20 protein-coding genes are annotated in these 21007 nt (G+C 74.1%); 12 read left to right on the forward strand and 8 right to left on the reverse strand.

Going from position 1 to position 21007, the window contains the following annotated elements:
- Window positions 1-111: 111 nt before the first annotated feature.
- The 3 genes from JFN87_RS09650 (at window position 112) to JFN87_RS09660 (ending at window position 2832) form a co-directional block, all read left to right on the forward strand.
- Window positions 112-1284: an exo-beta-N-acetylmuramidase NamZ family protein gene (locus tag JFN87_RS09650; RefSeq protein WP_209339530.1), complete on the forward strand. Its 1173-nt coding sequence runs from the start codon at window positions 112-114 to the stop codon at window positions 1282-1284.
- A gap of 289 nt (window positions 1285-1573) precedes the next feature.
- Complete coding sequence (locus JFN87_RS09655; RefSeq protein ID WP_209339531.1) at window positions 1574-2194, forward strand: hypothetical protein; 621 nt, start codon at window positions 1574-1576, stop codon at window positions 2192-2194.
- A gap of 173 nt (window positions 2195-2367) precedes the next feature.
- Complete coding sequence (locus JFN87_RS09660) at window positions 2368-2832, forward strand: MaoC family dehydratase (RefSeq protein WP_209339532.1); 465 nt, start codon at window positions 2368-2370, stop codon at window positions 2830-2832.
- Between the two features lie 19 nt (window positions 2833-2851).
- Here the strand turns inward: JFN87_RS09660 and JFN87_RS09665 are convergent, their stop codons facing one another.
- Together JFN87_RS09665 and JFN87_RS09670 are read right to left on the reverse strand one after the other, a co-directional pair.
- Window positions 2852-3820 (reverse strand): NifU family protein, encoded by a 969-nt coding sequence (locus tag JFN87_RS09665; protein ID WP_209339533.1) that lies wholly within the window; start codon window positions 3818-3820, stop codon window positions 2852-2854.
- Window positions 3821-4057: 237 nt separating this feature from the next.
- A complete protein-coding gene (locus tag JFN87_RS09670) occupies window positions 4058-4699 on the reverse strand; it encodes a TetR/AcrR family transcriptional regulator (RefSeq protein WP_209339534.1) in 642 nt (213 codons plus the stop codon).
- A gap of 318 nt (window positions 4700-5017) precedes the next feature.
- Between JFN87_RS09670 and JFN87_RS09675 the strand changes: the two genes are divergently transcribed.
- Window positions 5018-5647 (forward strand): acetate uptake transporter, encoded by a 630-nt coding sequence (locus JFN87_RS09675; RefSeq protein ID WP_307865378.1) that lies wholly within the window; start codon window positions 5018-5020, stop codon window positions 5645-5647.
- 103 nt (window positions 5648-5750) lie between these two features.
- Here the strand turns inward: JFN87_RS09675 and JFN87_RS09680 are convergent, their stop codons facing one another.
- Window positions 5751-6902, reverse strand: a complete 1152-nt coding sequence (locus tag JFN87_RS09680; protein WP_209339536.1) for an acyl-CoA dehydrogenase family protein — start codon at window positions 6900-6902, stop codon at window positions 5751-5753.
- Between the two features lie 72 nt (window positions 6903-6974).
- On the opposite strand from JFN87_RS09680, the gene JFN87_RS09685 reads away from it, so the two are divergent.
- A complete protein-coding gene (locus JFN87_RS09685; protein WP_209339537.1) occupies window positions 6975-7625 on the forward strand; it encodes a TetR/AcrR family transcriptional regulator in 651 nt (216 codons plus the stop codon).
- A 64-nt stretch (window positions 7626-7689) separates the two neighbouring features.
- On the opposite strand, the gene JFN87_RS09690 is transcribed toward JFN87_RS09685, so the two are convergent.
- Window positions 7690-8769, reverse strand: a complete 1080-nt coding sequence (locus tag JFN87_RS09690) for a zinc-binding dehydrogenase (protein WP_209339538.1) — start codon at window positions 8767-8769, stop codon at window positions 7690-7692.
- Between the two features lie 161 nt (window positions 8770-8930).
- Here JFN87_RS09690 and hmgA point away from each other — a divergent pair, with 161 nt between their 5' ends.
- The 3 genes from hmgA to JFN87_RS09705 all read left to right on the forward strand — a co-directional run bounded on the left by hmgA (window position 8931) and on the right by JFN87_RS09705 (window position 12582).
- Window positions 8931-10331 carry a homogentisate 1,2-dioxygenase gene (hmgA, locus tag JFN87_RS09695; RefSeq protein ID WP_209339539.1) on the forward strand — a complete coding sequence of 467 codons (1401 nt, stop codon included), beginning with the start codon at window positions 8931-8933 and terminating at the stop codon, window positions 10329-10331.
- Entirely contained in the window at window positions 10328-11236 is a 909-nt protein-coding gene (locus JFN87_RS09700) for a GntR family transcriptional regulator (RefSeq protein ID WP_209339540.1), read from the forward strand. Before hmgA ends, JFN87_RS09700 begins: the two co-directional genes overlap by 4 nt.
- A 167-nt stretch (window positions 11237-11403) precedes the next feature.
- Window positions 11404-12582 carry a type ISP restriction/modification enzyme gene (locus JFN87_RS09705; protein WP_209339572.1) on the forward strand — a complete coding sequence of 393 codons (1179 nt, stop codon included), beginning with the start codon at window positions 11404-11406 and terminating at the stop codon, window positions 12580-12582.
- Window positions 12583-12790: 208 nt separating this feature from the next.
- On the opposite strand, the gene JFN87_RS09710 is transcribed toward JFN87_RS09705, so the two are convergent.
- Both JFN87_RS09710 and JFN87_RS09715 read right to left on the reverse strand, forming a co-directional pair.
- On the reverse strand, window positions 12791-13054 hold the full coding sequence (locus JFN87_RS09710) for a hypothetical protein (RefSeq protein WP_209339541.1): 264 nt from the start codon (window positions 13052-13054) through the stop codon (window positions 12791-12793).
- A gap of 326 nt (window positions 13055-13380) precedes the next feature.
- Complete coding sequence (locus JFN87_RS09715; protein ID WP_209339542.1) at window positions 13381-14217, reverse strand: SGNH/GDSL hydrolase family protein; 837 nt, start codon at window positions 14215-14217, stop codon at window positions 13381-13383.
- A gap of 635 nt (window positions 14218-14852) precedes the next feature.
- Here JFN87_RS09715 and JFN87_RS09720 point away from each other — a divergent pair.
- The 3 genes from JFN87_RS09720 to JFN87_RS09730 are packed head-to-tail and all read left to right on the forward strand — an operon-like array spanning window position 14853 to window position 17667.
- Entirely contained in the window at window positions 14853-15809 is a 957-nt protein-coding gene (locus JFN87_RS09720; protein ID WP_372449210.1) for a glycosyltransferase family 2 protein, read from the forward strand.
- Complete coding sequence (locus JFN87_RS09725; protein ID WP_209339543.1) at window positions 15806-16843, forward strand: glycosyltransferase family 2 protein; 1038 nt, start codon at window positions 15806-15808, stop codon at window positions 16841-16843. The genes JFN87_RS09720 and JFN87_RS09725 overlap by 4 nt, the downstream gene beginning before the upstream one ends.
- Window positions 16840-17667, forward strand: a complete 828-nt coding sequence (locus JFN87_RS09730) for a polysaccharide deacetylase family protein (RefSeq protein ID WP_209339544.1) — start codon at window positions 16840-16842, stop codon at window positions 17665-17667. Before JFN87_RS09725 ends, JFN87_RS09730 begins: the two co-directional genes overlap by 4 nt.
- Before the next feature lie 787 nt (window positions 17668-18454).
- Here the strand turns inward: JFN87_RS09730 and JFN87_RS09735 are convergent.
- Window positions 18455-18826: a GntR family transcriptional regulator gene (locus tag JFN87_RS09735; protein ID WP_209339545.1), complete on the reverse strand. Its 372-nt coding sequence runs from the start codon at window positions 18824-18826 to the stop codon at window positions 18455-18457.
- A gap of 80 nt (window positions 18827-18906) precedes the next feature.
- Here JFN87_RS09735 and JFN87_RS09740 point away from each other — a divergent pair, with 80 nt between their 5' ends.
- Window positions 18907-19836, forward strand: coding sequence for a GNAT family N-acetyltransferase (locus JFN87_RS09740; RefSeq protein WP_209339546.1), 930 nt, complete (start codon window positions 18907-18909; stop codon window positions 19834-19836).
- A 15-nt stretch (window positions 19837-19851) separates the two neighbouring features.
- Here JFN87_RS09740 and JFN87_RS09745 read toward each other — a convergent pair whose 3' ends face one another.
- Window positions 19852-20967, reverse strand: a complete 1116-nt coding sequence (locus JFN87_RS09745) for a methyltransferase domain-containing protein (protein ID WP_209339547.1) — start codon at window positions 20965-20967, stop codon at window positions 19852-19854.
- Window positions 20968-21007 lie beyond the last annotated feature (40 nt).

The raw sequence follows: 21007 nt of genomic DNA on the forward strand, positions 1-21007 counted from the left end.
CGGGAGGGCGGCGCCGTCAGGGCGGCCGACCTCATCGAGGCGGAGCTGGCGGCGCACCCGCGACGGTGACCCCGCTCGGGGACGCGCCGGGCGCCCGCGGCCGCCGGCGGGGTGCTCGGCGGCGCGGGAGCCGGGGGGCGCGTGCGCACCGGTTTCGACCGGCTGAGCGCGGACGGCTACCGGCTGCTGTCGGGCCAGAAGGTCGGGATCGTCACCAACCCGACAGGCGTCACCCCCGACGTGCGGCACATCGTCGACGTGATGCACGCGGACGACCGCGTGAACCTCGTCGCGGTGTTCGGCCCCGAGCACGGCTTCCGCGGCACCTCGCAGGCGGGCGGCGGCGAGGGCACCTCGAAGGACCCGGCGACCGGGCTGCCCGTCTACGACACGTACCAGGTCAGCGGACGGCCGCTGGCCGACGTCTTCACGAAGTCGGGCGTGGACACGGTCGTCTTCGACATTCAGGACGCCGGCGCGCGCTTCTACACGTACATCTGGACGCTCTACGACTGCATGGAGGCGGCCGCGCTGGCCGGCAAGCGGTTCGTGGTGCTCGACCGGCCGAACCCGGTCACGGGACGGCAGGCCACGGGCCCGGTGCTGCACGAGGAGTTCGCCTCCTTCGTGGGCCGCAAGCCGATCTCGCAGCAGCACGGCATGACGGTCGCGGAGCTGGCCGCGCTCTACAACGGCGAGTTCCTGGCCCGCCCCGTCGAGCTGTCCACGGTCACCATGACGGGCTGGCGGCGGTCGATGTACTTCGACGAGACCGGGCTGCCCTGGGTGCTGCCGAGCCCCAACATGCCCACGGCCGACACCGCGCTGGTCTACCCGGGCACCTGCATGTTCGAGGCGACCAACCTGTCCGAGGGGCGCGGCACCACGCGCCCCTTCGAGCTGCTCGGCGCGGAGGGCCCAGGCAGCGCGTGGGCGAGGGCGGCGTCCGCCGAGGGGCTGCCCGGCGTGCACTTCCGCGAGGCGTACTTCGCGCCGACGTTCTCCAAGTTCAGCGGCAAGACCGTGGGTGGCCTGCAATTGCACGTCCACGACAGGGACGCCTTCGACTCGGTGCGCACCGGCATCGCGCTGCTGATCACCGCCAAGCGGGTGTACAAGGACTTCGCCTGGCGGGCGGACAACGACATCGCCACCCTCACGGGGTCGGACCTGGTCGGCACGATGATCGACGCGGGCGCGTCCACGGACCAGGTCGTCGCCGCCTGGCAGCGAGAACTCGACGCGTTCCGCGCGGTGCGTCGCCGTTACCTCGTCTACCGCTGATCCGCACGGCGGGCAGTACTCACAGCCTCTCGGCCCGCGCGCCGGATCGCACTACCCGGCACGCGGCTCGACGGCGGGCGCGGACCGTGTGAACGAAGGGGGGAGTTTTCGCACGCCAGTCGTCATACGGATGTAAAGCACCAGCTCACGGGAGTAATCGCCGGGCAAAAACCAGCGCGTTCGCATAATCGCCGGATCCGGTCTCTTTTTGATGGAGCCGAATGGGGCAGGCGTACGTCCATTCCACAACGCCGGTTTTCCGGAGATCCACTGACGGAGGTGGCATGTGATGGCCGGATTCAGAAGTCTCGCGAGACAAGTCCGCGACCCGCGCTGCGATCTGGCCTTGCGGCGGTATTCACTGCGCAAGTGCCTGGAGCGGTTCGCCCCGTACGGGCACCGGGCGACGTGGGACCACCTGTGCGCGAGGCACGGCATAGAGCCCGAGGACCGCTCCCCCGAGCCGGCGAGGCTGATCGCGGCGCTGGACGAGCTGGAGGCCGCGCGGGCGGTCTGGCTCGCCTACGAGGGCGACTTCGCCGAGCGCCGCAAGCGCGAGAAGCACGACGGGCTGCGCCGGCCCGGCAGCTTCGACGACTGGCACCGGCTCACCTGGGGCGGCAACGGCGTGGCACGCTGCGACGATCCCCGCGTCCACCCCTCGGGCTCGCTCGCCGAGGTGCTGCGCAGGCTGATCGCGGGCCTGGAGGGCGACCCCGGGGACGCGTGCCCCGTGTGCGGCGCGGTCCGCGGTCTCGTCTGGCGCCCCGCCCTCACGCACGCACACGGCTCGGGACCTGTCTGCACCGGCTGCGGCATCGTCGTGCCGCGCCCCGTACTGACGTCCGAGGCACTGGACCAGGTGCGGGCCGGACGCTCCTCCTCCGCCAGGACACTGACCGCGGCCTGACGCACCACGACAGACTCTCTTTCCCTCGCACGGCCGCGGCCTCGCACCGTACATCCACCCCACGACCACCACGCCCTGCCTCGTTGACAGACGTGCCGCGACGCGACCATTCTGAGCAAGCGCTTGGACAGTGGGCGGAGCGCCGCTCAGCACGACGACAGGGAGCCGGGGAAATGACCGAGCCGAGGACCTTCACCTCCGTCGAGGAGCTGCGCGCCGGGATCGGCGAGCAGCTCGGGTACAGCGAGTGGGTGGAGGTGGACCAGAAGCGCATCGACCTGTTCGCCGAGGCCACGGGCGACCACCAGTGGATCCACGTGGACCCCGAGCGGGCGGCGGCCGGGCCGTTCGGCACCACCATCGCGCACGGCTACCTGACCCTGTCGCTGCTGCCGCTGCTGCTGCCGCAGGTGCTGCGCGTGGAGAACGTGAAGATGGGCATCAACTACGGCACGAACAAGGTGCGCTTCCCCTCCCCCGTGCCCGTCGGCTCGCGGCTGCGGGCCACGGGCGTGCTGGCGGACGTGACCGAGGCGAGCGGCGGCGCGGTCCAGGTGACCGCGCGGGTCACGGTCGAACGCGAGGGCGGCGAGAAGCCGGCGTGCGTGGCGGAGTCCGTCTCCCGCTACTACTTCTAGTTCCCGGTCGCGTCGCGGGTCACGCCGCGGGCACCGCGACGGCGACGGTCGCGCCGTCGCTGAGGACCGGCAGCGGCTCCAGGTGGAGGCCGTCCTCGTCCAGGCAGGCGCCGGCGCCCCGCACGTCGTAGTGCGCGCCGCAGACGGGGCAGCTCAGTGCCGCGTCGCCCGGCGCGCCGCCGAGGTGCCTGGCCAGCACGGTACCCGTCAGCGGCCGCTCGCAGCGCGCGCACAGGTCGCGGAAGGCGAACAGGCCGGTGCCGACGCGGCAGCCGACCACCGGCACACGCCCGACCGTGAGGTGCCGCGTCTCGCCCGGCCCGAGGCCGGCGAACTCGGCGACGATCCGCCACGAGGAGCCGCCGCCGGCGGGGGCGCCCCTCTCGTACACCCGGTGGAACAGGGTGCCGGTGGGCGCGGCGGGGCCGCCCGTACCGTCCGGGCCCGTACCGGCGGCGTTCGTGCCGGCTGCGTTCGGGGCCTTGGACGGGGCCGCGACGTCGATGGCCGTGACCTCCGGGGCCGCCGCCTGGACCACGCCGCGCACCGCCAGTTCCAGCGTGGCCGGCGCGGAGGGGCAGCCGTCGCAGCCGCCGAGCAGCCGCAGCCGGACGGCGCCCTCGCCGGTGACGCCGAGCAGTTCGACGTCACCGCCGTGCGAGGCGAGGTAGGGGCGTACGGCGCCGAGCGCCTGCTCGACGCGGGTCTCCACGCCGTACGGGTGCAGGCCGTGCGCCAGCAGCAGGCCGGCGACCGCGTCGTCGTCGGCCAGCGCGGTGAGGATCTCGTCGCTCAGGGCGCCGTGCTCGTGGAGCACGTACAGGAGCCGTTCGAGGCCGTCGCCGTAGAAGCCGGTGACGAGCCTGACCAGTTCCTCGCTGCGCTCGCGGGCCGCGGCCCCGTCCCCGGCGCTCGCGGCGAGCAGCGCCTCGACGCGCTGCACGGTCTCGCGCCTGCGGGCAGCCCCGAGGGCGGCTTGTACGGGCATCGCGTTCGCCTCCCCGTTCCGGCGCCCCGGTCCCGCGCATCACTGGGTGCGCTCGCGCACCAGGGCGTGGTGCCGTCCCCATTGCTACCACCCACCGCCCGCCGAAACGGTTCGGCAACGCGGGTGGCAGTAGTTTTCACGCGAGCCGCGGGGCCGCGGACCCCCGGCGGGCCGGGCACCCGGCGGGCCAGGCGCGCGGCGAGGCCGGGCGCGCGGCGAGGCCAGGCACACGGCGGGTCAGGCGCGCGCGCCCACCATCCGCAGCACGAGGTCGGCGTAGAGGTCGCCGACCTCGTCGGGCGACCTGCGCCCCGCCTCGTCGAACCACCGCGCGACGTCGACGCAGAGCGAGAGCACCGCCAGCGTGGTGCCGCCGACGTCGGGCACGTCGAATTCGCCGTCCCGCACGCCGTCCTCCAGGATCCTGCGCACCACCGCGTCGCTCTGCCGCCGCAACTCCAGGATCTCGGGGCGGTGTTCGGGTCCGAGGGCGTCGAGTTCGTACTGGACCACCCGTGCGGTGGTGTGTTGCTCGGCGTGCCAGCGGACGAAGGAGCGCACGACGTCCGCCAGACGCTGCGCCGAGGTGCCACCGCCCGCCTCGGCCTTGCGCAGGACGGCCAGGGCGCGGTCGTGGCCGATCCTGCTGATCCGGTGCAGCAGTTCTTCCTTGGTCTTGTAGTGGATGTAGAGGGCGGCGGGGCTCATGCCCGCACGGCCCGCGATGTCCCGCGTGGTGGTGGCGTGGTACCCGCGCTCGGCGAACGCCTCGACGGCCGCGACCAGCAGCCTCCTGGCGGCCTCGGGAGAGACCTCGGCCCAGGCCGCGGTGGTAGCGCGGCGGCCGTCGTCGTCGCCGACCGGTTCGGCCGTACGCATGGTTCGCCCCTTCCGTCCGGTGCTGTGCTGCCGCAGGGCAGGACGAACACCATACCGCGAAGGTGAGCAAGCGCTTAGAAGCGCATGGCCGAGCCTTCGTTCGAACCGGTGATCGAAGGTGCAACGAAAGGTGCGTAGCTCCTTGACCGCCTCATGACACGAGGCCAAGATGATGTTCCCCCACACGGAGCGCAGCGCCGACCACGGACCGTTCCGACGCCACACCACACCCGGGGCCGGCACTTTCCCGGCGGGGCACCGCCACCGCCGGCGCGCGCCGGAGGTCCGTCAGGCGCATCTCGCGGAGAGGATCCACCCGTGGCATCAGCAGAACCGAAGACCGCTGCCGGCGACGCCCGGCCGCCCGCCCCACCCGCGTCCACAGAGACCATCGCGGATCCCGGCGCCCTCGGGCTCGCCGGCTTCGCGATGACCACCTTCGTCCTGAGCGCCTTCAATGCCGGGCTGCTCAGCGACACGCTGGAGACCGTGGTGCTCCCGCTCGCCCTCTTCTACGGAGGGCTCGCGCAACTCCTCGCCGGCATGTGGGAGTTCCGCAGGGCCAATACCTTCGCCGCCACCGCGTTCAGCTCGTACGGCGCGTTCTGGATCGGGTTCGCCTACTACATCACCCAGGTCGCGCCGAAGCTCCCGGCCGCCCACGCCTACCAGGCGACCGGGCTGTTCCTGCTCGCCTGGGCCATCTTCACGACCTACATGATCATCCCCGCGATGCGCACGAGCGGGGCCGTGCTCGCGGTCATCGCGCTGCTCGCCCTCACGTACATCCTGCTCACCATCGGCGCGTTCGCGCAGTCGACGGGCATCGACAAGGTCGGCGGCTGGGTGGGCTTCGTCACCGCGGTGGTGGCCTGGTACGCCTCCTGCGCGAGCGCCGCGAACAGCACCTGGAAGAGGACCGTACTTCCGGTGTGGCCGCTCGGCTGACGCGTCACCGGGACGGCTCCCGTCCCACCGCACGGCTGTGCCCCGCCCGCGTGGCGGGGCACAGCCGTGCGGCCGTGGTGCGGCCGGGGTGGGCGACGCACCGTCAGAAGGCGGACACGCCGGTGAGCGCGCGGCCGATGATGAGCTTCTGGATCTGGCTCGTGCCCTCGTAGAGCGTCATCACCCGGGCGTCCCGCAGCAGTTTGCCGACGGGGTACTCGTCGATGTAGCCGTAGCCGCCGAAGACCTGGACGGCGTTGTTCGCCGCGCGCACCGCCGCCTCGGAGGCGAACAGCTTCGCCTTGGACGCGGCCGTCGCGAACTCCTCGCCCCGGTCCACCAGGTCGGCCACCCGCCAGGTCAGCAGCCGCGCCGCGTCGACGTCCACGGCGATGTCGCTGATGAGCTCCTGGACCAGCTGGTAGTGGGCGATCGTCGAGCCGAACTGCTCGCGCTCGCCCGCGTACCCGACGGCCGCGTCGAGCGCGGCCTGCGCGATGCCGACGCTGCCGGCCGCGACCGCCATCCTCCCCTTCGCCAGCGCGGACATGGCGATCGAGAACCCCTTGCCCTCGGGCCCGAGCAGCGCGCCCGACGGCACCCGCACCCCGTCGAAGGCCAGCTCGGCCGTGGCCTGGCCGCGCAGCCCGAGCTTGCCGTGCAGGGTGCGGCGGGTCAGCCCGGGCGTGTCGGTGGGTACGAGGAAGGCCGAGACGCCGCGGTGGCCCGGCGCGTCGTTGGTGCGGGCGAACAGCAGGACCACATCGGCCCAGGTGCCGTTGGTGATGAACATCTTCGAACCGTCGATGACCCAGTCCCCGCCGTCGCGCACCGCGCGGGTGGCGAGATTGCCGGCGTCCGAGCCGGTGCCCGGCTCGGTGAGGCCGAAGCAGCCGATGGCCTCGCCCGACGTGATCCGCGGCAGCCACGCGCGCTTCTGCTCCTCGTCGCCCCAGGCCAGGATCGTCTTGCCGACCAGGCCGAGCGAGACGGAGACGATGCCGCGCACGGACGAGTCGCCGCGCCCCAGCTCCTCCGTGACCAGGCAGTACATCAGGTGGTCGCCGTCCGAGCCGCCGTACTCGGCGGGCACGGTCATGCCGAGCAGGCCGAGCGCGCCGAGCTTGCCGACGATGCCGCGGTCGACGCTCTCCGCACGGTCCCACTCCACCACGTGGGGGGCGATCTCGCGGGCCACGAATTCCCGCGCGAGCGCGCGTACGTCGGACTGCTCCTCGCTCAGCTCCAGGTCCATGGCGGGCGGCTCCTCGCTCCGGGTTTAATTAGCACTGCTAGTTTACGGCGGTCAGGCCCTACTATGTGCGCCATGGCCCGCCCGCGCAAGCCCATGCTGAGCAGAGAACGCATCGTCGCGGCGGCGGGCGCGCTCGTGGACGCCGAGGGCCTCGAAGCGGTGTCCACCCGGCGACTGGCCGCGGAGCTCGGCGTAAGCGGGCCCTCGCTGTACAACCACTTCCGCACCAAGGACGCGATCCTGGAGGCCGTGGCGGACGCGGTGAGCGGCCAGATCGACCTGTCGATGTTCGACGAGGGCGACGCCAGGGACTGGCGCACCGCGCTGCACGACTGGGCGGTGTCCTACCGCGCGGCGCTCGCCGACCACCCGCGTCTCGTGCCGGTGCTGGCCCGCGGCCCCGGGCGCCGCCCGGCGGGGCTCAGGGTGGCCGACGCGGTCTTCGGCGCGATGGTCAGGGCGGGGTGGCCGCCCGCGCAGGCGACCAGGATCGGCGCGCTGATGCGGTACTTCGTCACGGGCTCGGCGCTGTCATCGTTCGCGCAAGGATTCGTGGACGACGCGGCCGCCTACGACCCGCGGGAGTACCCGCACCTCGGCCAGGCGCACCTGCTCGCCGAGCACCACCACCGTGTGGACGAGGGCGCGTTCGAGACCGGGCTGCGCGCCCTGATCGACGGGCTCGCCCTGGAGTACGAGCGGCAGCGCGGCGCGGCGCCGTAACGCGTCGGAATAGCACCCGCCAGGACAGCACGCGCCACGACAGCTCGGGTCAGAACAGCTCGCGTCAGAACAGCACGAGCGCGCGGCCGCCGCGTCCCGCCGGCATCGCGTCGAGCGCCGCGGGCACGTCGTCGAGGCCGATGCGGTCCGTGACCATGAGGCCGAGGTCGAAGCGGCCCGCCGTGATGTGGCCGCCGATCACCGGCAGGTCCCTGGCCGGGTCGCTGTTGCCGTAGACGCAGCCCGCGAGCGTGCGGCCCCAGGTGAAGATCTCCAGCGAGTTGAACGTGACCTGCTGGTCCTTGCCGCCGATGCCGACGACCGTCGTGCGCCCGCCGCGCCGCGTCGAGCCCCAGGCCGCGCGGATGGTGTCGCCGCGGCCCACGCAGTCGATCGCGACGTCCGCGCCCCGTCCGCCGGTCAGCTTCCTGATCTCCTTGGACGTGGTGTCCGATGCCACGACGTACGAGGTGGCGCCCGCGGCGCGCGCGAGGTCCTCCTTGTGGGGCGAGACGTCGACCGCGACGACCTCGGCCGCGCCGGCGATCCTGGCGGCCTGCAGCACCGCGAGGCCCACGCCGCCGACGCCGAAGACCGCGACGCTCTCGCCGGCCCGCACCCGTGCCGCGTTGTGCACGGCGCCGTAGCCGGTGAGCACGGCGCAGCCGAGCAGGGCGGCGTCGGTGAGCGGGACGCCGGGCGGCAGCGGCAGCACGCAGTTCGCCGCGACGACCGTCTCCTCCGCGAACGCCGCCACATTCAGTCCTGGGTGCAGCGGAGTGCCGTCCGACGCCGTGGCGTGCACGGCGGACGCGCCGGCCAGCGCATTGGCGCACAGCCAGACCTCGCCGTCGGCGCACGCCGGGCAGGCGCCGCAGGACGGCGCCCAGTTGAGCACCACCTCGTCGCCCGCGGCCAGGTGGCCGGCGCCCTCCCCCACCGCGACCACCGTGCCCGCGCCCTCGTGGCCGAGCACGGCGGGCACGGGGACCCGCATGGTGCCGTCGGCCAGCGAGAGGTCGGAGTGGCAGACGCCCGCGGCGGCGAGGCGGATACGCACCTGCCCGGGCCCGGGCGCCGGCAGCTCGATGTCGTCGATCCGCAGCGGTGCTCCCACGGCGGGCAGGACGGCGGCGCGGGTCATGGGGCATGCCTCCTCGTCGGCGGGTTCGCGGCCGGGGGCCGCGAGTGACTCGTCCGAAGGTACCCGCGGGCGCCCCCGGCGCCCAGGGCCGTTGACGGGCCCAATCCTCTGGTGAACCATAGGATTGGCAGGCAGGGTCCGATCCTCACGAGGGAGTGGCGATGAGCGGCAGCGGCGGCACGGCGGGCGCGGGCGGCGCGGGGCGGTCCACGGGCGGCGGCGAGGCGGCGGGTACGGACGCCGTCGAGCGGGCGAGGAAGGCCGCGGGCGGTCTCGCGGGGCTCTCCGGCTTCGGCAACGAGCACAGCTCGGAGGCGGTGCCCGGCGCCCTGCCGACCGGGCGCAACGCCCCGCAGCGCGCGCCGCTCGGCCTGTACGCGGAGCAGCTGAGCGGCACGGCGTTCACGGAGCCGCGCGCCCACAACCGCCGCTCCTGGCTCTACCGGATCCGGCCGTCGGCCGCGCACCCCGCCTACCGCAGGATCGACAACGGCACGCTGCGCGGCGCCCCGTTCACCGAGACGGAGCCCGACCCCAACCGGCGGCGCTGGGACCCGCTGCCCGAGCCGGCGCCCGGCACCGACTTCCTTGCGGGTCTGTGGACGCTGGGCGGCAACGGCGACGCGACGCAGCGTGTCGGCATGGCGATTCATCTCTATGCCGCCAACGCCCCCATGCGGGACACGGTGTTCGGGAACGCCGACGGCGAGCTGCTGATCGTCCCCGAGGATGGGGGGCTGCTGCTGCGCACCGAGTTCGGGCTGCTGGCGGCGCGTCCCGGCGAGGTCGCGCTCGTCCCGCGCGGCGTCAGGTTCCGCGTCGAGCCACTCGACGGGACTGTCAGGGGCTACGTGTGCGAGAACTACGGCCGCCCCTTCGAGCTGCCCGAGCTGGGCCCGATCGGCGCCAACGGCCTGGCGAACGCACGGGACTTCATGGCGCCGGTGGCGGCGTACGAGGACGTCGAGCGCCCCGTGCGCGTGGTGCACAAGTTCTGCGGGAACCTGTGGGCCGCCGAGTACGACCACTCGCCGCTCGACGTGGTCGCGTGGCACGGCAACCACGTGCCGTACGTCTACGACCTGCGGCGCTTCAACGTGATCGGGTCGATCAGCTACGACCATCCCGACCCGTCGATCTTCACGGTGCTCACCTCCCCGTCCGACACCCCGAGCCTCGCGGGCGTCGACTTCGTGGTGTTCGCGCCGCGCTGGCTGGTGGGCGAGGACACGTTCAGGCCGCCCTACTTCCACCGCAACGTCATGAGCGAGTACATGGGCCTGGTGGAGGGCGCGTACGACGCGAAGCAGGCGGGCAAGGGCGGGTTCGTGCCGGGCGGCGGCTCGCTGCACAACATGATGTCGGCGCACGGGCCCGACCGCACGACCTACGAGCGTGCCAGCACCGCCGAGCTGAAGCCGCAGAAGGTCGACGACGGCCTGGCGTTCATGTTCGAGACCCGGTGGCCGGTCACGGCCACGGCGCAGGCGGCCGGCGCCTCCCAGCTTCAGCCGGACTACGACCGGGTGTGGCAGGGCCTGGAGCGCCACTTCCGGGCATGAGCGGCGTCGCGGACGGCCCAGGCGGCCGGAGCGGCCGGGACAGCCGGGACGGCCGGGACGGCCGGGGGACGGAAGACGCGGGCGCGGGGGTCCCGGCGGGCGGCGCGGGGGCCCCGGCGGCGGTGGGGAACGCGGGGGCCCAGGCGGGCGGCGCCGGGGCCGGCGCGTTCGCGCCCGACTCGCTCGTCCTCAACCGCAAGCTCCCGCTCTGGTACCAGGTCTCCCAGTCGCTGCGCGCCTCGATACTCGGCCGGCACCCGGGCGACCCCCTGCGGCTGCCCACGGAGGAGCGCCTGGCCGCGCACTACGGCGTCGGTGTCCTCACGATGCGCCAGGCGCTCGGCGAGCTGGAGACCGAGGGCCTGATCAGCAGGCACCGGCGGCGCGGCACGTTCATAGAGCCGGGGGCGCGGCGCAGCGCCCCCCGGCGCCTGCTGGGCTCGGTCGACGCGGTCGTCGCGCAGCAGTCGGGCGATGTGACGACGGTGCTCGGCCACGGCCCGGGGAAAGTCACCGGCGAATTGGCCGAATACTTTCCCGATCTGGCCGAGATCATGTCGTACACCCGGCTGCGCCGCGACCGGGCCACCGACGAGCCCGTGAGCTGGGCGGAGAACGCGGTACGCCCGGACGTCGCCGCGCGCCTCGACGCCTCCGACCTGGTGGACGCGCCGATGACGAAGGTGCTGCGCGACGTCGCGGGGGTCGCCATCGGCAGGATCACCGACACGGTTCGCGCCACCCTGGCCGACCCGGTGACCGCGGACCTGCTCGGCGTGCCGCTGCTCAGCCCGATCCTCCACTACACCGGCGTGACGCACGACGAGGCGGGCAGGGTGGTGGACGTCGCCAGGATCCGTTACCGCGGCGACCGGTTCTCGTTCTCGGTCACCGTGGAGGCATGACGGCCGGGAGGCGTCCGGGGTCGTTGGGTCCGGGGTCGTTGGGTCCAGGGTCATTGAGCGTCCGGGGTCGTTAGGCTTCCCGGCGGGACCGCCGACCGATCAGGAGGGGGTACGGGGTGGCCGACACGTCCGGGGTGCCAGCCGGGGCTCCGCAACTCGCCGACCTCATGCCCTGGTCCGTGGCGCCGCTGCGGCTCGGCAGGACGTGGGCCATGGCGCCCGACGCGGCGTCGCTGACGGCGCGCTGGGACCGGCTCGTGCGGGCGGAGGGCGCCGAGCGCGACGCGCTGTTCGCCCCGTCCCGCGCACGCACCCAGCACACGCCGGTCGCCGCGCTGCCCGGCGGCGCGCCGTCCACGACGCGCTTCGCCCGGGAGGACGGCCGCTGCCCGCCGCCGCTGCGCGTGGCGCACGGCCCGTTCGACGAGCAGTGGCTGATCCCCGACCACCGGCTGATCGACGTGGCGCGCCCGGAGTTGTGGCGGGTCGCCGACGAGCACCAGGTGTTCGCCGTCGAGCAGGGGCACGTGCCGGGCGACGAGGGCCCGTCCCTGCTGGTGTCGGCGACGCTGCCCGACGGCCGCTCCCCCGCCGGGCGGCCGGGCCGAATCCGCCCGCTGTACCGCAGGCCGGGCGGCACGGAGGCGAACATCGCGCCCGGGCTCACGGCCCTGCTCTCCGCGCGCCACGGGCGCGACGTCGGCGCGTACGAGGTGCTCGCCTGGGCGCTGGCGGCGGCGCGTACCACCCCGCGGGGGTGCGCCGTGCCGCTGCCGTCGGACGCCGCGCTGTGGGAGCGCGGCGTGGAACTGGGCGGCGAGCTGGCGCGGATACAGACGCGCGGCGCGCGGGGCGGCGAGCGTCCCAGGCTGCCCGGCGGGCGGCGCCCCTACGTGCGGGCCGCGCTCCCCGCGCGCCCCGGAGGCCTGACGTACAGCCCCGAGGACGAGACGCTGCACGTGGGCGACGCGGGCCGGATCTCGCCGGTCCCCGAGGGCGCGTGGGCGTACCGGGCGGGCGGCGTCCGGGTGCTGGAGCTGTGGTTCGAGCGGCGCACGGCACGCGGCGAGCCGGGCACGCTGGACGCGATCGTCCCCGCGGTGTGGCCGCAGGCGTTCACGTCGGAGCTGCTCGAACTGATCACGGTCCTCGCACTGCTCGCGGATCTCGCGCCCCGCCAGGAGGCGCTGCGCGCCGAGCTCGGGGCCGGCCGGGCGCGCACCACGATCGGGAGGGCCGAACTGCGGGCGGCGGGTGTGCTGCCGGTACCGGCAGCGGCGCGGCGCCCCGCGTCGGTGCTCGACCACTACGAGGAGGGCCCGGACGGGCAGTTCGCCCTCATCTGAGCCATCTGAGCCAGGGACGCCCGCACCAGGCCCGTACGGCGCCGGGTGGGCTCGTACGCCGCCGGGTGGGTGGGGAGGCGGCGGACGAGGACGGCGCGGCGCGCCTGACGGGCCGTCGACAAGGACAGGCCCGTCCCGGGCGAGCGGGCCCGGGTCAGGCTGCGGGCTTGGATCGGGACGCGGGCTCGGATCGGGCCGGGGGCCCGGGTCAGCCGCGGTTGCCGAACAGGGAGCGGCGAAGCCGCCTGAGAGGCGCGAACAGCGAGACCATGGCGCCCTTGCGCGTACGCGTCCGCGTCTCGTCGCGCGAGGTGAGCTCGCGCATCAGCAACGTCGCCTCCGCCGACTCGCGCGGAGGCACGGCGGGACCGCCGAGCACCGCGAGGTGCCGGTCGAGACGCGAGCTCGTCGCGCTCGTCCCGCACGTGATCGCAGGGACTCGCGCCCTGCTGTGCGCCGTTATCTGCTTCATCTCACTCCCCACCCGTACGACTGGGCCCGGCCCCGGGCACATTAACCCTATCGCTACACCGCGACACCCGTGTATCCCGTCTCAGGCACCAAGCACACCCGTACGAGTCGGGCCGGCGTCCGTTCTGTACTGGCTATTTCAGGGCGAGTTGGACAGATCGGCTGCCAACTCCCGGCAGGATGTCCGGTTCATGCGGTTACGCGCGAGATCGCACCCCCGAAAAGAATGCCGTGCGCGGCTGGAATTCCCGTGCACGGCTGGAACGCCACACGTAGCTCCGGCCCGCCCGCCGGGCGGCTGCGGCAGGCGGGCCGGGGACGCCGGCGTCAGGAGGCGGCGGAGGTGAGGACCGGCAGGTAGCCGCCGGACTGGCCGGCCGCCGTCGGGTGGTACGACTCGCTGATGTGCAGGATGTTCACGCTGTGCAGCCATGAGGTGCCCGAGGAGCAGATCTCGTGGCCGGCGAACCTCTGGGTGACGTCGCCGAAGGTGAAGCCGTGGTCGGCGGCGCGCTTGGCCGTCACGGAGTTGAGGTGGTCGGCCGCGTCGTTGATGGCGGACCGTTCGGTCTCGCTGAGGCCGACGAAGCACGAGCCGTTCAGCTCGTAGAAGCGCGGATAGCCGAGGACGACGACATGGGCGCCGGGCGCCTTGGCGCGGATGGCGTCGTAGAGACTGTCGAGAGAGCCGGGAAGCGTCTTGTCGATATAGCTGTTGGCGGTGGCGAGGTCGCTGAGGCAGGTCGACTCCGACTTGAGCACGCACGCCGTCATGACGTCGGAGAATCCCGCGTCGTTGCCGCCGATGGTGATCGAGACGAGATCGGTCGCCGAGGACAGCGACGAGAGCTGGCTCGCCTTGACGTCACCCGTACGAGCGCCGGAGCAGGCGGCGAACGTGAACGTGGCGGGCGCGTGCGCGGCCGCCCAGAGGGCGGCGTAGGCGCGCGGGGTGCGCTTGCAGTCGCCGCTCGCGCTGTCGTAGTCACCGGAGCCGAGGCCGGAGGAGTACGAGTCGCCGAGCGCCACGTAGTCGACGCCGGCCGCGGCGGGCGCGGCGTGCGCGGCGGCCGCCCCGGTGAAGGCCAGGGTCACTCCGAGTGCGAGCGAGGTCGCGAGGGCCGCGAGTCTGGAACGCGTACGCCGTGTGGTGGGACGTTGCATGAGACCTCCCGTAGCAGTTTCTGCCGCCGCTCAGCGGTGTGCCGCCGTCAACGTTGGTACCAGCAGAGCCGCTTCACCGGTAGTGGACATGACAGGATCGTTACCGGCGAGTACCGGGGACGCCGGCGCCGCGGATACCCGTACCGTAGATATCGGACGCCACTCCGTCCCGCAGAAACGCTGGTGACTTCGATACGCGTGGGGCGGAAGAAACTTCTGGGGCGGAATGGACGATCGAAGTCGACCGCCTCTTTACGTAATCGACCGTCGAAGAACGGCCAATGTACGGAAAAGCCCAGCCGCCCTCCGGGTCTTGCCATACAGTCCCTTTCGTCAATACCGTCGTACATCCACCGGCATCGGTTCTTGATGTACACCGGCCCAAGGGGAGGGCTCAGAAGCCGGAAAAGGACCGGAGCGGGGCGCGGTAGGGGGGTGCCGTGCTCGGTTGTCCTCGGACAGTCCTGTCCGCGGGCAGCGCCGAGTCGCGGGCCGCGCGCGGGAAGTAACACCAGCTCAGCAGGGTGCACGGAGCTCGCTTCCGCATGCCCTGGCTGAGAACCCCCCTTTCGAACCGGTAACTCAGCCGGACCGCCCGGGGGTGGGCGGTCCGCCGGACGAGAGGGAAATGACTCGTGAGCTCCATTCTGCGCCCGGCCGCCTCGGGCCTCGATCGGTTGACTTCTCCCCGCCGCGAGGCACGGGACTACCGGCCGATCTCCTCCCACCTCGCGATCGCCCCGCCCGTCAGTGTGGTCATCCCGGCCATGAACGAGGCGGAGAACCTTCCGTACGTGTTCAAGACGCTGCCCGACTGGATTCACGAAGTCGTCCTCGTGGACGGCAATTCGACGGACGGCACGATCGACGTGGCGAGACGCCTGCGGCCGGACGTCAAGGTCGTCGAACAGCGCGGCAGAGGCAAGGGGGACGCCCTGATCAGCGGCTTCGCCGCGTGCACCGGGGACATCATCGTGATGGTGGACGCGGACGGCTCGGCCGACGGCCAGGAGATCGTCAGCTATGTCTCGGCGCTCGTCTCCGGCGCGGACTTCGCCAAGGGCTCACGCTTCGCCAACGGCGGCGGCACCGACGACATGACGTTCGTCCGCAAGCTCGGCAACCGCGTCCTGTGCGCCACGGTGAACGCCAAGTTCGGGGCGAGATACACCGACCTCTGCTACGGGTACAACGCGTTCTGGCGCCACTGCCTGGACGCCATCACGCTGGACTGCACGGGCTTCGAGGTCGAGACCCTGATGAACATACGGGTCGTCAAGGCAGGCCTCAGGGTGCAGGAGATACCGAGCCACGAGTACGACCGCATCCACGGGGTCAGCAACCTGAGCGCGGTGAGGGACGGGTTGAGAGTGCTCAAGGTGATACTCAAGGAGAAGGGCGTACCGCGCTCGGGGCGCCGCTGGACGGGCCGCCCCGGCGCGTTCGGCAGGGCGCCGCTCGGCGTCGTCGCGGGCGGCGCGGCCGCCGGGGACGACGGGCGCGGCGAGACGCGGCTCGGTGAGGCACGGCTCGGCGAAGCACGGCTCGGCGAAGCACGGCTCGGCGAGGCTCCCGTCGGGGAGGCCCAGTGAGCCGACGCTCCTGCTCGGTGGTGATCTGCGTCTACACCGAGGAGCGGTGGGCGGACATCCTCGCGGCGGTCGACTCGGTACGCGCACAGGACCCGGCACCGCTGGAGACCCTGCTCGTGGTCGACCACAACGAGGCGCTGCGTGCGCGGCTGACCGCCGCGTTCGCGGCGGCCGGAGGGGTGCGGGTGCTCGCGAACGCGGGCCCCCGCGGCCTGTCAGCGGGGCGCAACACCGGTGTGGCGGCGGCACGCGGCGAGGTCATCGCCTTCCTCGACGACGACGCCGTGGCCCAGCCGGGCTGGCTGCGCCACTTCGACGAGGCGTACGACGACCCCCGGGTGCTCGCGGTCGGCGGCCGCACACTGCCCGCCTGGGCGTCGGGGCGGCGCCCCGGCTGGTTCCCCGAGGAGTTCGACTGGGTCGTCGGCTGCACCTACCGCGGGCTGCCGGCGGGCCGGGTCCGGGTGCGCAACGTGCTCGGCGGCAACGCGTCGTTCCGGCGCTCGGCGTTCGACGCCGCCGGCGGGTTCGCGACGGGCATCGGACGCGACGGGGACCGGCGGCCCCTCGGCTGCGAGGAGACCGAGCTGTGCATCCGCCTCGCGCGCGCGGTGCCGGACGCGGTGGTGCTCATCGACGACAGGGCCGTCATCCACCACAAGGTGCCTCCCGCGAGGGAGCGGTTCGGCTACTTCCGCACGCGCGCGTACGCGGAAGGGCTGTCCAAGGCGCTCGTCGCGCGAAGCGTGGGGGCGGGCAAGGGCCTGGAGTCGGAGCGCCGCTACGCGACGCGCGTCCTGCCGGCCGGGATCGTACGGGGGCTGCGCGACGCGGCGCTCCTGCGGCCCGGCGGCGCGGCCAGGGCGGCGGCGATCGTCGTGGGCGTGCTGACGACGGCGGGCGGCTACGCGGTCGGCCGGGCACGCACGCGCGGCGGCGCCGCCACGTTCTCGTCGGGGCCGATCGCGCCGGCGGCGCCCTCGGCGCCCGCACCCGCACCCGCGCCCTCGCCCGGCGGGGCGGAGGCGGCATGAGGGCGGCAGCGGCGGGCACGGCCCCCGTCCCGATCCTGATGTACCACGCGGTCGCGCGGACGCCGTCACCCGCGGCCCGCGCGCTGTCGGTTACGCCGGAGGCGTTCGCCGCGCAGATGGCGCTGCTCAGGGAGCGCGGCCGCACACCGCTGACGACGGCGGCGCTCGGCGAGGCGTGGCGGCGAGGCGGCGCGCTGCCGCCGCGCCCCGTGCTGATCACCTTCGACGACGGGTACGAGGGCGTGCACCGGCACGCCCTGCCGGTCCTCGCCGGGCACGGCTTCACCGCGACGGTGTTCGTGTCGACGGGATGGCTGCGCGGCGGCCACGGAGCGGGCGGCGGCGCGCCCGACACCATGCTCGACTGGGACCAGGTGCGCGAACTCGCCTCGGCCGGCCTGGAGATCGGCGGCCACAGCCACACGCACCCGCAGCTCGACCAGCTCGGCGAGGGGCGGCTGCGCACGGAGATCGAGCGCTGCCGCACGATCACGGCGGAGGAGACGGGCACGGCGCCCGTGTCGTTCGCGTACCCCTTCGGCTACTCGGACCGCCGGGTGCGGCGGGCGGTGCGGGAGGCGGGCTTCGCCCAGTCCCTCGCGGTGCGCAACGCGCGAGCCGTCCGCGGGCAGGGCCCTTACGCCCTGGCCCGGCTGACGGTACGCCGCAGGACGGGCATCGAGGAGTTCGGCCGGCTGATCGACGGGGTGGGCGTGGCCCGGGCGTTCGCCGTGGACCACGCGCTGACGAAGGGATACGCGGCGGTACGCAGAGCACGAGCGGCAACCCGCACGCTCACCACGGCGGGCGCAGCCCGCCACTGACCCCGCGGGCCCGGGGGGCCTGGGGCCGTTGGTCACCCCGTCATGCGCTGACGGCCGGAGCACCCGAACCCGAGACCGCGCCGAGCAGTCTGCCCGGGGACCCGACGGGCGGAAGCCAGGGCGCCCGGGGCGCGCCGCCCGTCCGCGCGGGGCCACGAGACGGCCACCGCCGCCGGCCGGAGGCCCGGGGCCCCGCCCTCGTGCCGGGCGCGTGCGGCCTCGGGCCGCCACGGCCCGGCTCCCGGTGTGTTGACGGCACGGGGCAGGTGACGGGCCGCCCAGGGAAGTCCTGCCCGGGACACAGAGCTGGGCCCCGAGTCGGCCACCGCCGCCGACCAGGCACACGGCCGGAAGGCCCGGGGCCCCGCCCGACGCCGGGCACTAGCGACCTCCGGCAGCCAAGGCACCGGCCCCGGCCGTGTTGACCACACGGGGGTAGGCGACGGGCCGCCCGGAGAAGCCCTGCCCGGGACACACCGGCTACCCGAGCGGGGCCACGAGTCGGCCACCGCCGCCGACCGGGCACACGGCCGGAAGGCCCGGGCCCCCGCCTGACGCCGGACACCGGCGACCTCGGGCAGCCAAGGCCCGGGCACCCACAGGGCCTCTCGGCCACACGCGCCCGGGCTGAGTCCGCACCCCGCGCGTCGGCCCGTCACGCACCGGCGGCCGTACGGCCCCGCCGCCCACTGCCCCGCCTCAGCCGGGCGGCCCGGAGCCCGGATGCCCGGGATCCATTCCCGGCATGGCGCGACCCGGGGGCGTAGCGCCCCCGGTCCGGGCGGCGCTACGCGTATGCCGCGCGCAGGGCCGCGTCGAGCGCGTCCCGGGCCTCGCTCGGGGTCAGGCCGAGGCGCCGTGCCCGGAGGGCGAACGCGCGGGCCGCCTCCGCCACCTCGCGCGCCGCCGCGTCCCCCGCCGCCGCGACGAACGTGCCGTTGCGGCCGCGCGTCTCGATCACGCCGTCCGTCTCCAGCGCCCGGTAGGCCTTCGCCACCGTGTTGGCCGCGAGGCCGAGGTCGGCGGCGAGGCCGCGCACGGTGGGCAGCTTGTAGCCCACGGGCAGCTCGCCCTCGCGCACCAGCTCCGCGACCTGGGTCCTGAGCTGTTCGTAGGGGGCGTCCGCGCCCTCGGGGTCGATCACGATACGCAACGTCACGCCGCCGATTGTCCTCCCCTCCCCGCCGCGGGGAAAAATGGCGCGCGCCAGGGCGGCCGCACCGCGTACGGTCTCCGGCCATGGCCTTGATCGTCCGTGACTTCCGCACCGACGACCCGGAGGACGCCGCGGCCGTCGTCCGGGTCAGGCTCGCGGCCGTGCCGCACCTGGTGCTCAGCGAGGAGTACGTCAGGTACCGGGCCACGACGGCCCACCCGGCCGAGTGCTTCCGCATCTTCCTGGCCGAGGAGGACGGCACCGTCGCCGGCGTCTGCGAGACGCTGCTCTTCCACGACAGCCCTGTGCCGGGGCAGGGTTCGGCCAACCCGCAGGTGCATCCCGGCCACCGTGGCCGGGGCGCCGGCGCGCTGCTGCTGCGCGCGGCGGAGGACCATCTGGCCGCCGCCGGGGCGAGCGCGGTCTTCTCCTGGGTGCTGGACGAGCCGGCCCCGCGCGCGTTCGCCGCGCGCCACGGCTACCGCCCGGGCAGGAGTGCCCGCTTGCAGCACCTCGACCTGACGGCCGCGCGGCTGCCCGAGCCCGGCCCGCTGCCCGCCGGGGTGCGGCTGCGCACGTTCGCCGGGTACGCGGGCGACCCACGCCCGCTGTTCGCGGCGGACGCGGAGGTCACGGCCGACGAACCGGGCGACGTAGCGGCCGAGTTGGCGGACTTCGACGACTGGCTGCGCCACACCTGGCACGACCCGCGCCTCGACCGGGACCTGACGTCCGTGGTCGAGGTCGACGGGCAGGTCGCCGCGTTCTCCCTCGCGCACACCGACGGAGGCAGCCGCTACTGGTCCGGCATGACGGGCACCCGGCGGGCGTACCGCGGCCGCGGCCTCGCCCGGCTGGCGAAGACGGACTCGCTGCGCAGGGCGCGCGCCGCGGGCTTCACCGACGCCCACACGGGCAACGACGCGGAGAACGCCCCGATGCTGGCGGTCAATCGCCGCCTCGGCTACCGCGTCTCGGCCACGGAACTGCGCCACGTCAAGGCCCTCGGCTGACGCTCTCCCCGTACATCACCCCCGCCCCGGCAGCCGGCTGAGCGGCAGCGCGACCGCCCGCGAGGGGCCGTCCGGCGCGTAGGCGATCGTGTCGCCGTCCTCGTGCCAGTGCAGCACGAACCGCTCCCCCGCCCGGTAGGCCGCGAGGCCGGCGGCGCAGTACGCCACCATGTCGCCGGGCAGGTCGGCGAGCGGATGCCAGGACAGGCCCGCGCACTTGTCCGGCTCCCTGTTGCGCGGCTCGGTGTCGGGCGCGATCCCCGCGCCGTACTCCGCCTCGAAGAACCAGCCGGTGCGCGGGGCCCCGCCGGGGCCGCGGTGCTGCATGACGAGTGCCGCCCTGACGTCCTCCGGGGCGAGGCGCACCCCGATCTCCTCCCAGGTCTCGCGCAACAGGGCGGCGCGCACGTCCTCACCGTCCTCCACGTGTCCGGACGGCGCGTGCAGCAGCCCGTCCGCGTACCCGGTGCCCGAGCGGCGCGCGAGCAGGACCTCGTCGCCCCTGCGCAGGATCAGGTGGACGTCCACGATCTCCGCGTGCCGCCCGGTGGAGGCCGCGCCGCCGAGTACCGCGTAGCGGTCGTCGTCGACCTCCTTGCCCCACAGGGCGCTGTCGGCGGAGAGCGGGACGTGCTGGACCCTCTCGACCAGCGGGGCGAGTGCCTCGACGACCCGTTCGTGCGGCAGGCCCGCGCCGTGCCATACGCCCTCCACGAGCACCAGCCGGCCGCCGGGCCGCAGCAGCGAGACCCAGTGGCGCAGGACCGCGTCCGGGTCGGGCAGCGCCCACAGCACGTGCCGTACCAGCACCACGTCGAAACGGCGGGCGCCGACCGGTGGCTCCGCGGCATCGCCCAGCAGGACCTCGGCGTCCGTGCCGGCCAGCTTGGTGCGCGCCCGCTCGGTCATGCGCGGCGACAGGTCGACGGCCGTGACGTGGTGGCCGCTCTCGGCGGCGAACAGCGCGAGCGAGCCCGTGCCGCAGCCGAGGTCGAGGACGGCGGACGCCTTGGCGGGCAGCCAGTCGGCGAGGCGGGCGGCCCAGGCCGCGCGTACCTCGGGCCGCTTCAGGCCGTGGTCCGGTTCGTCGTCGAAGGTGGCGGCCGCCGCGTCCCAGTCTGTGGTGGTCATGGTGCGATGGTGCCGCACGCCACTGACAACGGGCCCCGGT

Source organism: Streptomyces montanisoli, from assembly GCF_017813245.1.
GTDB lineage: Bacteria > Actinomycetota > Actinomycetes > Streptomycetales > Streptomycetaceae > Streptomyces > Streptomyces montanisoli.

Coding starts and splice junctions, on each gene's coding strand:
- JFN87_RS09655 (WP_209339531.1), top strand. CDS start 1,574: ATGGCCGGATTCAGAAGTCTCGCGAGACAAGTCCGCGACCCGCGCTGC.
- JFN87_RS09660 (WP_209339532.1), top strand. CDS start 2,368: ATGACCGAGCCGAGGACCTTCACCTCCGTCGAGGAGCTGCGCGCCGGG.
- JFN87_RS09665 (WP_209339533.1), bottom strand. CDS start 3,820: ATGCCCGTACAAGCCGCCCTCGGGGCTGCCCGCAGGCGCGAGACCGTG.
- JFN87_RS09670 (WP_209339534.1), bottom strand. CDS start 4,699: ATGCGTACGGCCGAACCGGTCGGCGACGACGACGGCCGCCGCGCTACC.
- JFN87_RS09680 (WP_209339536.1), bottom strand. CDS start 6,902: ATGGACCTGGAGCTGAGCGAGGAGCAGTCCGACGTACGCGCGCTCGCG.
- JFN87_RS09685 (WP_209339537.1), top strand. CDS start 6,975: ATGGCCCGCCCGCGCAAGCCCATGCTGAGCAGAGAACGCATCGTCGCG.
- JFN87_RS09690 (WP_209339538.1), bottom strand. CDS start 8,769: ATGACCCGCGCCGCCGTCCTGCCCGCCGTGGGAGCACCGCTGCGGATC.
- hmgA (WP_209339539.1), top strand. CDS start 8,931: ATGAGCGGCAGCGGCGGCACGGCGGGCGCGGGCGGCGCGGGGCGGTCC.
- JFN87_RS09700 (WP_209339540.1), top strand. CDS start 10,328: ATGAGCGGCGTCGCGGACGGCCCAGGCGGCCGGAGCGGCCGGGACAGC.
- JFN87_RS09705 (WP_209339572.1), top strand. CDS start 11,404: ATGCCCTGGTCCGTGGCGCCGCTGCGGCTCGGCAGGACGTGGGCCATG.
- JFN87_RS09710 (WP_209339541.1), bottom strand. CDS start 13,054: ATGAAGCAGATAACGGCGCACAGCAGGGCGCGAGTCCCTGCGATCACG.
- JFN87_RS09715 (WP_209339542.1), bottom strand. CDS start 14,217: ATGCAACGTCCCACCACACGGCGTACGCGTTCCAGACTCGCGGCCCTC.
- JFN87_RS09730 (WP_209339544.1), top strand. CDS start 16,840: ATGAGGGCGGCAGCGGCGGGCACGGCCCCCGTCCCGATCCTGATGTAC.
- JFN87_RS09740 (WP_209339546.1), top strand. CDS start 18,907: ATGGCCTTGATCGTCCGTGACTTCCGCACCGACGACCCGGAGGACGCC.
- JFN87_RS09745 (WP_209339547.1), bottom strand. CDS start 20,967: ATGACCACCACAGACTGGGACGCGGCGGCCGCCACCTTCGACGACGAA.